At 69.8% G+C, this 12,589-nt stretch carries 7 protein-coding genes; 4 read left to right on the forward strand and 3 right to left on the reverse strand.

All coding sequences use genetic code 11. The features are described 5' to 3' along the window. Window positions 1-62 precede the first annotated feature (62 nt). The 4 genes from HCJ94_RS07995 to HCJ94_RS08010 all read left to right on the forward strand — a co-directional run bounded on the left by HCJ94_RS07995 (window position 63) and on the right by HCJ94_RS08010 (window position 5,397). Window positions 63-518: an ASCH domain-containing protein gene (locus HCJ94_RS07995; RefSeq protein WP_168000319.1), complete on the forward strand. Its 456-nt coding sequence runs from the start codon at window positions 63-65 to the stop codon at window positions 516-518. Between the two features lie 96 nt (window positions 519-614). Further along, entirely contained in the window at window positions 615-1,802 is a 1,188-nt protein-coding gene (locus HCJ94_RS08000; protein WP_205800884.1) for an AAA family ATPase, read from the forward strand. Window positions 1,803-1,834: 32 nt separating this feature from the next. After that, on the forward strand, window positions 1,835-2,449 hold the full coding sequence (locus tag HCJ94_RS08005; protein ID WP_168000321.1) for a hypothetical protein: 615 nt from the start codon (window positions 1,835-1,837) through the stop codon (window positions 2,447-2,449). A gap of 782 nt (window positions 2,450-3,231) precedes the next feature. Continuing rightward, a complete protein-coding gene (locus HCJ94_RS08010) occupies window positions 3,232-5,397 on the forward strand; it encodes a hypothetical protein (RefSeq protein ID WP_168000322.1) in 2,166 nt (721 codons plus the stop codon). Window positions 5,398-5,596: 199 nt separating this feature from the next. Here the strand turns inward: HCJ94_RS08010 and HCJ94_RS08015 are convergent, their stop codons facing one another. The 3 genes from HCJ94_RS08015 to HCJ94_RS08025 all read right to left on the reverse strand — a co-directional run bounded on the left by HCJ94_RS08015 (window position 5,597) and on the right by HCJ94_RS08025 (window position 12,588). Then, on the reverse strand, window positions 5,597-6,742 hold the full coding sequence (locus HCJ94_RS08015; protein ID WP_168000323.1) for an LLM class flavin-dependent oxidoreductase: 1,146 nt from the start codon (window positions 6,740-6,742) through the stop codon (window positions 5,597-5,599). Between the two features lie 375 nt (window positions 6,743-7,117). Beyond that, window positions 7,118-9,856, reverse strand: coding sequence for an AAA family ATPase (locus HCJ94_RS08020; RefSeq protein WP_168000324.1), 2,739 nt, complete (start codon window positions 9,854-9,856; stop codon window positions 7,118-7,120). Window positions 9,857-9,861: 5 nt separating this feature from the next. Further along, the gene (locus HCJ94_RS08025; protein ID WP_168000325.1) at window positions 9,862-12,588 is read right to left on the reverse strand and encodes an AAA family ATPase; all 2,727 of its coding nucleotides are present in this window, start codon (window positions 12,586-12,588) and stop codon (window positions 9,862-9,864) included. Window position 12,589 lies beyond the last annotated feature (1 nt).

Here is a 12,589-nt window from a genome sequence, read left to right on the forward strand (position 1 = left end):
CAAGGGCCACTGCCGATCCCGGTCGGCTTGTTCGCTGCACTGTATGCGGAAGGCCGTACCCGATGACAACCCCGCGCACTTTGCTGCTGTCGCTTCGCCCCCGCTTCGCCGAAGCTATCCTCGCCGGCACCAAGACGATCGAAATCCGGCGTCGCCCCGTCAATGCGAGGCCGGGCACGCCGGTGATCCTCTACGCCAGTTCACCGCTCATGGCAGTCGTGGGGACAGCTCGCTTGGACCGAGTCGATGCTGAAGACCCAGAAATCGCTTGGCAGCGGAATCAGCGGACCCTTGGGCTGTCCCGGCAGGAGTATGAGGCCTACCTCGCCGGGGTGACCTGTGCGTATCTCCTGCGCCTGCGGCAGGTGAACACGCTCAACGAGCCGCTGCCGCTGCACCGCTTACGCAGGGACGCACCCTTTCAGCCGCCCCGGAGCTTTCGCTACATCGCCGCATCCGACCCGACCACTCTGAAGGACCTCGTCCCGGCTGACTCGAGAGCGCCATCTTCCGTGTGAGGGCCAGACGGCAGCCGGTCGCGCCGCCCGCGCCGACGCTGATCAACCAGGTACGCTGCGGGCGTGGCTGTCCGGCGTCCCCCGTATCTTCTCCGGTTGAAGGTTCTCAACTACCGGAGCCTCCGCGACGTCGAGGTTCACCTGAATGCCTTGAACGTCCTCGTCGGTCCTAACGGCGCAGGCAAGTCCAATTTTCTCGATGTAATCGCCTTCCTCGGTGATGCCACCCGCGATGACCTTGCCCCGGCGCTCGATCGTCGCGCAGGCTTCGATCGTGTGGTGTTCCGGGCCGCAAAGGGATCTCGGCAGTCAATCAGTATCGAAGTTGAGGCTGCCGTCACCAAGAACAGCTCGCTGCGGGCGACCGACACCTACACGCTGAAGTTCTCCTCAGACAGGTTGAGGTCAGGTCGCAGCGACAAGGAGCGGTACTACCTCCGTCGAGCTGAGAGCTTCGCCTTCAAGAGGACAGCCGGTCCTGGCCGGCGGATCACGGTCAAGGGCGGAAAGATCACCTTCCACAAGCCGGAGGGCGGCGAAGACACCGCGAGCCTGCGGGAAGGTTCCCTCGGTTTGTCGACCCTGCCGAAGCTCAGCCCAGAGGACGGCGGTGAACAGGTGGAGGCGCTGGCGAACCTGTTCGCCAGCTTCCGGGTCTTCGACGTCGACGTCGCCACCGCGCGCCGGCCGTCACAGGAGCGCGCGAGCGAGAGCCTGCTCAATGACGCGAGTAACCTCGCCGCGTTCCTCGCGTTCCTCGCTGACCGGCACGCCGACCGGTTCGATGCACTGCAGCGCGACGCCCGCGCGTTCATTCCGGGCCTGGAACGTCTGGAGTTCACACCTATCGGCGGAGCCGGGGAAGGTACCGTCCTCTCCCTGGTCGAGCGGGGCTTGGCCGGGTCAACCACGTTGCAGGAAGCGTCTTATGGATCAATCCGAGCGCTCGCGCTACTCGCGCTGCTCTACGATCCGTCGCCTCCACGGTTGACGTGCATCGAGGAAATTGACCACGGCCTGCACCCACACATCCTGGACAGGCTCGTTGAACTGTTGCGTGAGGCGTCCAGCCGTACCCAGTTCCTTATCGCGACCCACTCCCCCGCACTGGTGAATCGGCTCACGCCCGAGGAACTCATCGTGTGCGAGCGAGGCGAGGATGCCGCGTCGCGGATACCCGCAATCGCCCCTGAGACCGTCAAAGCCATGGAGCAGGAACTGCACGGCGAGCTGGGGCTGGGCGAACTGTGGTTCTCCGGCGCCCTCGGAGGCTGCCCGGAATGACGGCGAGGCGGGGCGGGCAACGCTCAGTGGTAGTGATCCTCGGCGAAGACGACAACGACCGCAAAGCGGTTCAGGTCTTGGTGGCCGCGCTGCGCCCAGACATCCCGCGTGGAGCCTTGAAGCCCCTGCGAAAGCCGATGGCGCTGGTACGTAACGTGCCGCCGCAGCGGCTGCCGAGTCAGGCGAACAAGGCTGGCGCCCTGCTACGCGCCGTCAACGTGAAGACCCCCATCCGCGCGGTACTCATGCATGAGGATGCCGATGAGGTGGAGCCGGCACACGAGACGTTGATCACGAAAATCGAGAGCAGTTACCGATCGCTCCCCTGGCCCGTCCTCGCCGTGGTGCCGGCCTGGGAGATGGAGACATGGTGGTTCCTGTTTCCCGACGCCGTCGCGGCCGTCCGACCGACCTGGCGGCGGCCGGACCAGTTCGCCGGCCGGGACGTCGGCAGGATCCGCAACGCAAAGGAAGAGCTGAAGAAGGCGGTCACGCCGCAAGGGGCAAGGCAGTCATTCCAGACCTACACGGAGGCAGACAGTGTCGCCATCGCGGAGAAGGTCGTGGCGCTCGGTCAGCTCACGCCACCCTGGTTCGCCCGCAGTGCCAGCTGGGCCGCCTTCCTTGACAAGATTGGGCAGCTGTAGCCATGTCAGGCTGAAGGGCAGGTGTCTTCACTGCTTACGAGCGCTCCGGCCGATGCTGCCGACGCGAAAGGAGCGGGGCACGCTGAAGGCACAACACCAGGAATGGCTCTCCCGACTGCAATCCGGACTTTGATCCCATCAGGCCGTCGTGCTCGACCAGCGGTCAAGGAGCGGCAGCCACCGCGAACTTGACCGATCTTGGTCGCCGGAACGCCGAAGAGGGCCGATCCGAATTGGGCGCGCCGAGCGGGAGGGTCGCCAGCGCGGGAGCGGTGCGCCCGGGCCGGCGGTGTGGCCGACGCGACAGGGAGACCCATCAGGGCAGTCACCGGGCTGATATTGAGCGCGACCAGCGACACGGTGAGCGGTGGCTGATGCCGGCCGTGGAGGCCTGGCACCTGGGCGGCCCTGCCGACGGCCGCCTCGCCCCGTCGAGGTCGACGCTGCTCCACGCGGTGCTGCGCCAATGATGACACGTAACGATATCGGCACAGAATCGGTGATTCCGGTCTTTTTACTGTCCTTCCCGCCGAACCCGACAGGCCCGGCGTGTCATGCCAGACCGGTTGCACCTACTCGGACAGTCCCTCGCCGACGGCCAGGCCTACGGACGCATTCGCGGGGTATGCGGGGCAGGCGCGAGGTAGTTCAAGACCCGTACGCGTGTGTCCCGCCTACTCGAGGTCAAGATGCCGCATTCCCAGCCACCAACTGTCCGAAGCTGGCCGTCGCGAGGCACCTCGGACGCGAACAGCAACATTGTCGAACTCAGGGTGCACGGAGTGTCCGGCGCCGAGGCGGACGGCATCCTCGATCGACCCCACGTGCACCGAGTGGCCGGCGACGAGAAGGGCGGCTTCTACCGGCCTCGGGCCGGATACGGCGATTCACGGGGCGCCTGTGGGGTGGTCTTGGAGGCGTACCGCTGGAGTGAGCTACCTTCCGGGGCCGCGGCGCGGGCGCTCTCGCTGGTGTTCCTTCTCCCCTTCATGCTCTGCAATTCGGCCATCTGGATGCGACCACGGGCGCCGCGTCCCGGTGCAGCCGTTTGGGTGCTCTGTCGGCTGCTCGGTTTGACCCTGACCGCCTTGTACACATTGTCCTTCGTCGGTGTGGCGCTTGACCTGCTGGCCTGCAAGTGCATGTCCTCAAGCAGTTGTCTCGGCGGCCGCAGCTGGATGTCCTGGCTGGGTGGTCAAGCGATCGGTCTACGCTTGGCGCTGCTCTCTCTCATCCCGGTCGCTGCGATCGGGATCCTGTGGCGCCTCGGCTCGCAATGCGGCCACTGGTCGGAGAACTTCTCCCCGCCGGAGGGCATGGCGCAGCGCCGGTCGCTCAGCTCGATCGGGCGGCAGGAGGCGCTGCCAGCAGTGGCCCGTCTGCGGTTGATTCACGTCGCAGCCGCGCTGACGGTGCTCGACCTGAGTCTTCTCGCGGCGCGGTGGGCAGGTCACGGGCCCAGCGCCGGCAACGGCGTGCTCGCCGCCTGCGGGACGGGGGCCATCGCCGGCTGCGTGATCCTGTTGTCACTACCGAACGCGCTCGACGCCCCGCGACCGTCGCGGCGTGTCGACGTCGGGGTGGTCGCCCTTCAGGCCACCGCCTACGGTCTGACGGTCATAGTGCTCGCGCTCACGCTGTTCGACAATGGTGACTGGCCGGCCGAGGCCGGACTACCCGGCCACGCGTCGGCGGTCGTCCTGCTATTCGTGACGCAAGGTGTCCTGCTGGCGCTGCTGGCGATCGCCGCATTCCTCGGTCGCCGTGCCGATCCGGAGACACGGGGGGCCCTGCACGGGCTGGGCGCCCCGGTGTTCGCGTCGTTCGCGGTGGGCTTGGCTGTCGTCTTCGCGACTGAGCTGAACTTCCGGGTCTCCGACTATCTGGACCGCGATGGCTACACCCCCGAGGTTCTGCCAACCAGTCCAGTGCTGCCCTACAAATGGACGATGTTCGGCTTCTTCCTGTCCGTCATCGCAACGGCCCTGGTGGGCGGTGCGCTGATGATGCTGTCGCGGCGGCGACGTATGGAATCGGCGGACGAGCTCGTATCGAGGGACTTCCCCTCGAAATCGCCGCAGACGGAGGGACGCAGAAAACATGCGCGACGAGCGATCGCTCGGGCGCTGTTCACCGAGAGGCTGGCGACGCTCACGGTGACAGCGTTCTGCGTCGCCGCGGTGAGTCTCGGGGTGAGCGGGCTCGGCCTCGCGGAACTGCAACCAAGCGTCGCTGCTGAGGAAATGGCCAGCATACCCCGGGACTTCGTCAACGCCGGGACGCAGTACGGGAGCTACCTGATGGCGCTCGTCTTCATCGGCCTGCTGATCGGAGGCGTGTTCGCGTACCGGACGATCGCCTTCCGGCGCTATATCGGCATCCTCTGGGACCTGGGGATGTTCTGGCCGCGCGCCGCGCATCCCTTCACCCCGCCCTGCTACGCCGAGCGGGCGGTACCTGAACTTGCCCGAAGGGTGACCGCCCTGGTGGAACGAGGAGATCGGGTCCTGATCGGGGCGCACAGTCACGGGTCGGTCCTCGCCGCGGCCAGCCTCTTGCAACTCGAACCGCATGTGCTGCCCAAGGTGGCACTACTTACCCACAGCTCCCCGCTGAGGCGGTTGTACGCGGTTCTTTTCCCGGCCCACGTCGGCACCGACGTCCTCAGAGAGTTGGGCAGCCAGATCGGTTGGCGATGGGTCAATCTGTGGCGCGTGACCGACCCGATCGGAGGCTGGATCTTCTCGCCCGACGGACGAGAAAGTGCGCCTACGCCGCTGCCGGCGGAGGCGACTGTGGACCGGCGCCTCACGGATCCGAGATCTCTCGTCATCGAGGGCGAAGACACCGTCTCGCCGCCCATCCAGGGCCATCGGCCCTGCGTCTCGGACGACCGCTATCAGGCGGCGGTCTGCTACCTGGCGCATCGACTCCGCACAGATCAGTGACCTTCTGCCATCCGAGATACCAGCGCGGCCTCCTCGAATGGCGTTCTGGTGGCAATCTACGGCGGACAGCGGCAGCTTGGCTCCACCGGAAAACTCGCCGTAACTCCTGTCCCTGGTCTGTGGTCGTGGACGAATCACACCGGCGCTCGACAGGTGGAAGGCTCTGATGAGCAAGCCGCTGGGCGAGCTTCCCGGGTTGTCATCGCGCCTCCTCCTGCCGGGCCTGCCCGGTGACGTCGTCGCCGGAGGCGTGGACCGTCGCGTGCCGCGCCCCGTCACGGTCCGCGACTCGGCCGGCGTGGGTCGGCGCCTCCGGCACGTCGGCGGGGCGAAGCGCTGCGAATTCCTTGCGAAGAACCGGCACGACCTCCTCGCCGAGCAGGTCGAGCTGCTCGAGCACGGTCTTCAGGGGCAAGCCGGCGTGGTCGATGAGAAAGAGCTGGCGCTGATAGTCGCCAATGTACTCGCGAAAGCCGAGGGTGCGGTCGATGACCTGTTGTGGGCTGCCCACCGTTAGCGGGGTCTCGCGGGTGAACTCCTCCAGCGAGGGCCCGTGCCCGTAGACGGGTGCGTTGTCGAAGTAGGGGCGGAATTCACGGACCGCTTCCTGGCTGTTCCTGCGCATGAACACCTGCCCGCCGAGGCCGACGACGGCCTGCTCAGGCGTACCGTGGCCGTAGTGGGCGAAGCGTTCGCGGTAGAGTCGGACCATCCGACGGGTGTGCTCCTTGGGCCAGAAGATGTGGTTGTGGAAGAAGCCGTCGCCGTATGATGCGGCTTGCTCGGCGATCTCGGGGCTACGGATCGAGCCGTGCCACACGAACGGCGGAACACCGTCCAACGGTCGCGGGGTCAAGGTGAACGACTGCAGCGGGGTACGGAACCTGCCCTTCCAGTCCACGACGTCTTCGTCCCACAGCCGGCGCAGCAGTGCGTAGTTCTCGATGGCCAGCCGGATTCCGTTGCGGATGTCCTGACCGAACCAGGGGTAGACGGGGGCGGTGTTGCCGCGGCCCAACATGAGGTCGACGCGACCGTTGGCAAGGTGCTGCAGCGTGGCGAAGTCCTCGGCGATCCTCACCGGGTCGTTGGTGGTGATCAGTGTGGTTGCCGTGGACAGGATCAGTCGCTCCGTCCGCGCCGCGATGTAGCCGAGCGTCGTGGCGGGCGAGGAGGAGACGAACGGCGGGTTGTGGTGCTCGCCGAGGGCGAAGACGTCCAGGCCAACCTCCTCGGCCTTCGTGGCGATCGCGACGACCGCCTTGATACGTTCGGCCTCGCTGGGCGTGCGGCCAGATGTGGGGTCGGTCGTGATGTCACTGACTGAGAAGACGCCGAACTGCATGAGATTCTCCCGGTCGAACCTTCGATGAACAGAAACGTACTGCTTCGTGAGGGCCTACCGTCCGCCACCACCGTCCCGGTCTCGCGTCCTGTGCGGGCATCGCGTGTGCCGGCAGGCTACGCGCCGCTTCGAGGATGTTGGTCGCCTGCGCCTGTCGGGATGCGGGGACGGCGCGGTGTAGCCTGTCAGCCGTCGGCCTCGCGAATGGGTCGGGCGGGCGATGCACCACGGCATCGATCGCCTCGTCCATCGCGCCCCGGTGACGACGAGCCCAGCACCGGCTACTCCGGCCACCGCGCCGACCCGTCACCATGCCCGCCCGTCCCATCGGCCCACCGGACAGTCAACTGCCCTGGCCATCGCCTTGATCAACAGTTAGCGAGGGACGGAGACCGGGCCGGACGTCCAGCCACCTTCCTCAAGCGCCGCCGCCAGGTCGGCGCGGGAGGCGACACCGATTTTCGGAAAGAGCCGGTACAGGTGGGAACCAACGGTGCGCGGCGACAAGAACAAGAGCTCCGCGATCTGCCGGTTGGAGTGCCCCTCGGCCGCCAGCCGGGCCACCTGCAGCTCCTGGGCGGTGAGCACGGCCTGGCCGCCGGCGCCGCCGATTCGGACACGTTCGCCGGCGCCGCGCAGCTCGCGGCGCGCTCGCTCGGCCCACGGCTCGGCGCCGAGTTCCTCGAAGGTACGTCGAGCGGCGCGCAGGGGCTCGCGGGAGTCGACGAGGCGGCGCTGACGGCGAAGCCATTCCCCGTACGCGAGCTGCGCGCGCGCCTTGTCGAACGGCCAGGTCTCGGAGCCCGGGCTCAGGGCGTCGGCGAACGCCTCCTCGGCATCGGCGTTGTCGGCCAGCACCGCGCGGGCGAACGCCAGGTCCTGCCGGATCTTGCCGGCGACGCTTCCCGACCCGAACGCCAGCAGCGCTGCCGCGTCCGCCCGCCCCTGCTCGATCTGGCCGCTGTGGACCGCCGCCTCGGCGAGGTAACCGACGGCGGCGAAGCCCATCATGGGATAGTGCCGCGCGCTGGCCGGGTCGACGATGGTCCGCAGGTGCCGGTACGCCTCCGCGTAGCGACCTGCGGTCAGCGCCGCGGCGCCCCGGACCAGGACCGTGCCGGCGCCGGCGAGGCCCGGTGGAAGGGGTTCGCCGTCCCCGGCCGGCTCGACGTCGCCGCGAAGGGCGGCGATCAGCCGGAGCGGAGCCTGCGCCAGCGTGGTGAAGTGTGGTTGGCCGAGCTCCTCCGCGACCGCCACGGCCTCCGCGGCATGCGCGACGGCGGACTCCCACCGGCTCAGGTAGGTGTGCACCCACGACTGGCCGGTGAGCGCGTGAACCAGCAGGCCGTACTGGCAGTGCTGACGGAGGCCGGTGATCGCCTCGGCGTAGAAGGGCTCGGTGAGGTCGTATCCGCCGACCGCGATGGCCGCGTCGCCGAGGGACATCGCTGAGACCGGGTCCGGCTGGTTCGACGCGCTGATCCGACCGAGGCGATCGAGCACCTCACCGGCGTACTCGAGGGGGGCCGTGAGCGCGAGGATCGCCAGGCGCTGCGGATCGTCGGCGTCCAGCCCGAGCCGGTCGACGGTGGCGATGACGACGGACCGGTCGATTCCGTTGGGATCAGCCCAGTAGTAGTGCGCCGCGGCCGCGCGCAGCAGTCGCAGCGCGAGTGCGGTGTCCTTCTCGAACGATGCGCGCTCGATCGCGTCGAGGGCACCACCGATGCGATCGACGCGACCGGTGCTGAGGTCGACGAGTGCGCGGATCCATGCCAACCGGCTGGCATCGTGGCCAGTCGGTGACGCCTCGGTGGCCCGCTTGAGCAATGACGCCACGGCATCGGCCCGGCCGAGGTCGACGGCGAGTTCGGCGGCCCGCAACAGGTGGGCGGCCCGCACGGCCGCATCGGCGCTCAGCTGGGCCGCGCGCTCCCACGCGGCGAGAGCGGTCTGCGCGCCACCCCGCCGGTGTGCCCGTCGGGCCGCCGCGTCCAGCTCCTCGGCCACTCGGTCGTCGTGGCCCGGTGCGGCCGCCGCCCGGTGCCATGCCCGCCGATCGGGGTACGCGTTGAGCACCGCCGCGAGGGCGGCGTGTGCCGCCCGTCGTTGCGCGGGGCTGGCCGCCTGGTAGATCGCCGAACGGACCAGCGGATGGCGGAACACAAGTCGCTTCTGGTCGCACCGAAGAAGCCCCGCGTCGGCCGCCGGCACCAGGTCCGCGACGGTCGCCGGGACCCCTAGGCGGGCCGCGCTCTCCAGGATTTCAGCGATGGAGTCCTCGTCGTTGACGGCGGCGAGCAGAAGCAGGGTCCGGGTGAGCTCGGGAAGGTCGACGGCCCGCGCCCCGAACGACTGCTCGAGCCGGGTGGTGAGGGGCGACCACGTCGGCAGGGCGGCCGCGCCGGGCGGACGGCGCTCCCAGGCGGCGGGCAGTTCCAGGAGCGCCAGCGGATTGCCGGCCGCCTCCTGCAACAGGCGGGCGCGGACGCTACGCGTGAGCGCCGGGGCGACGGCATCCAACAGCAGGGCGGCGTCCGTGGCGGGCAGGGGGTCGAGCCTCAGCTCGGGGACACCGACGTCCTCCAGGAACGGCACCGGGTAGCGGTCTCGGACGGCGACCAGGAGCACGATCCGGTCCCTGGTCAGGCGGCGGGCGACGAACGCCAGCACCTGGCCGGTCGGCGCGTCCAGCCACTGTGCGTCGTCCACGATCAGCAGGACGGGTGCGGTGTCGGCCGCCCGCGCCAACAGCCCCAACGTGCCGAGCGCGATCAGGAACGGGTCCGGCGGCGGAGCGTCGATGAGGGCGAAGACCGTGGAGACGGCCTGGCGCTGGGGCGTGGGCAGGTCATCGAGCCCGGTCAGGAACGGCTGCAGCAGCTGGTGCAGCCCGGCGAACGGCAGGTTCGTCTCCGCCTGGACGCCGGTGACGCGCACCGCGGGCATACCGAGCCCGACCGCGTCCCGCTCCGCGGCGTCGAGCAGCGCGGACTTCCCGATGCCGGCCGGTCCCTTCAGCAGCAGTGTGCCGCCGTGCTGCGCCGCACGGCCAAGTAGGTCCCGCAGGGCGGCCATTTCGCGGGAACGGCCCAGTAGCCGACGCGGAGTCATCGGGCTCACCGCCGCCATCCCTCCGCGGCCAGCGCTCTTTCCAGCTGCTCCCGACTGCGGACACCCAGCTTCGGATAGGCGTTGAACAGGTGCACCCCGACGGTCCGGTGTGACAGGTACAGCCGTTCGGCGATTTCCCGGTTCGTGAGCCCGGCGGCGGCCAGGCGGGAGATCTCCAGCTCCTGTCTGGTCAGCCGCCATCCGATCTCGGCGGAGGGCCGGAGTTCCCGGGGTGACCCCACTCCCCCGGCCGCCCGCAACTCGGTCTCCGCCCGGCGCCGCCACAGTTCGGCACCGGACGACTCGAACGCGGCCAGCGCCACCGCCAGGTGTGCCCGGGCGTCGCCAGCCCGCCCGGTACGCCGCAGCCATCGGCCGTAGCAGAGGCGGGTCCGGGCCGCCTCGAAGCCCAGGTACTCGTCGCCCGCCTCGGCGACCGCGCGCCGGAACCAGGCGGCGGCCGCGTCGGGCGGCCCGGTCTCGGTCGCGAGCAGCGCACGGGCCCGGAACGTCAGCAGCCGCAGCAGCGGCGCGTCGAACCTGCCGGTCGTCGCGGCGAGGCGCTCCACCACCGGGCCGGCCTCGGCAGCGAGTCCGGCCAGGACCGCGGACTCGGCGAGTTCAGCGATCAGCCGTTCCGCGATGGTCGGGTGGTAGGCGGCCGTGCCCGGCGTGACGACCTCGGAGAACATCGCGTACGCCTGGTCCGCGCGACCGTGGGCGAGGGCCACCATGCCAGCCGTCCGGGACAGCCCGGCCCGCACGAAGGCCGGGAACGCCGGCCGGAGTCGGCACCGGGCACGGTCGAGGGCGTCCGTGGCCTCGGCGGTCTCACCTCGCCACGCGTGCACATGGGCGGTGATCAGGCAGGCAGTCACTTCTTCGAGTCCTCGGTCCAGGTCGGTGGCGATCCCGGACACCTCCCGCGCGGCCTCGGCCGCATCGGACAGCCGGCCGGTCGTCACCTGCATCTGCGCCAGCCCGGACAACGACGTGAGGAGGTCGGCCGTTTCACCGGCCGCCCGGAACCTCTCCACCGCGTGGCCCCAGCGTCGCAGTGCGGCCGGTATGTCGTGCAGCCGGTCCGCGGCCAGGGCCGCGGTGAGCAGGTTCGCGTGGGACGGCTCGGTCCACCCGCGTAGCGCCGGCGCCAGCTCGCCAGCGTATCGCTGCGGTGCCAGCAGGGCCAGAGCGAGAACGCGCAGCGGATGGCAGGCCGGCAGGCGCAGGGCATGGACGGCCTCTTCCAGATCGACGCCGAGCTGTTCGGGCGGTACGTCGACGGCGAACTCGACTGCGGCACAGGCCAGCATCTGGCCGGCCGCCTCCACGTCAGTGGAGGCAGCTCGGTACGCCAGGTCGATCAGTTCGCGGTGCGCTCGACCGGTCAGCTCTGCCGCTGCCCGAAGATGCTCGACCTCGGTCCTGCACAGTGCGCCCAGCAGCGCCGGGTCGTCGGTGAGGCGGCGCCCCTTGGCGAGCAGCCGGGCCACCTCGGGCCGGCCGGTGCTCCGGGCCGCCTCGGCGGCCCTGGCGAGGCGGCGGGCCCGGTCGCCGGCGTCCGGGGTCAGCTCGGCGGCCCGGAGGAGGGCGTCGGTCGCGTTTCCCGCCACCGCCTGCAGGGCCGCCGCCGCCGACTCGTCCTGGCCGATGGTGCCGGCTGCCCGGTGCCAAGCGGCCCGGTGCGGTTCGGCGGAGAGGATCTCGGCCAGCAACCGGTGTACGGCGATGCGGTCGGTTAGCGGAGCGACGTCGTACAGCGCCGACCCTAGCAGCGGATGCGTGAACGTGACCTGGCCAGAGTCGACTGTGACAAGGCCGTTCTGCTCCGCCGCCGCCAGGTGCTCCGGCGCCAGTCCCAGGCGCCGTGACGCCGCCGCCAGCTCGGCCGGCGTGAGCGCCTCGGCCGCGGCGACGAGCAGCAGCAGGCGCGCCGGAGCTGGCAGCGTGGCCGTCTCCGCCGTGAAGGCCCGGCGCAACCGGGCGGTGAGCGGAAGGCGGCGGGGTGGCGCCGAGGGATCCTGAGCACCCTCGGCGACCAGGGCCCGATGCAGCTCGATCAGGGCCAGCGGGTTACCGCCGGCCTCGGTCAGCACCCGGTCCCGCAGCCGTCCCGTGAGCCGAGGCCGCCGCTCGTCGAGGACGTGTTCCGCCGCGTCCGGCGAAAGCGCGGACAGAGTCAACCGCGGCAGGGCGGCACGGTCGAGCGGATGGTCCCCGCGGGTACGGCAGCCGATCAGCAGCACGATCGGGGTGGTGGTCAGCCGCCGCGCGATGAAGCACAGGATCCGCACGGTCTCCTCGTCCATCCACCGCACGTCGTCGACGACGAGAAGGACCGGTGCCCGCACGGCGAGGCGCTGGAGCAGTCCGAGGACCGCCAGCGACGTCGCGTACGCGTCGCCGGTTCCCGCGTCCTCGGCTCCGAAGGCAGCGCGGACGGCCGACCGCTGCGGGCCAGGCAGGTCGTCGGCGATGCCGATGACCGGATACAGCAACTCGTGCAGGCCCGCGTGGGGCATCCGGGATTCGACGGGGGTGCCGGCACAGCCGAGCACCTGATAGCCCTCGGCTTCGGCCATCTCGACGGCGGCGCCGAGGAGTGCGGTCTTCCCCGTCCCGACATCGCCCTCCACGACGAGCGCGGCGCCCCTGCGGCCCGCCTCTCTCACCAGCGCGGCGACGTGGGCCAGCTCGATCTGACGACCGACCAACCCTCGAACGGCCGACATG

It is taken from the genome of Micromonospora thermarum, from assembly GCF_012034245.1.
Lineage (GTDB): Bacteria > Actinomycetota > Actinomycetes > Mycobacteriales > Micromonosporaceae > Micromonospora > Micromonospora thermarum.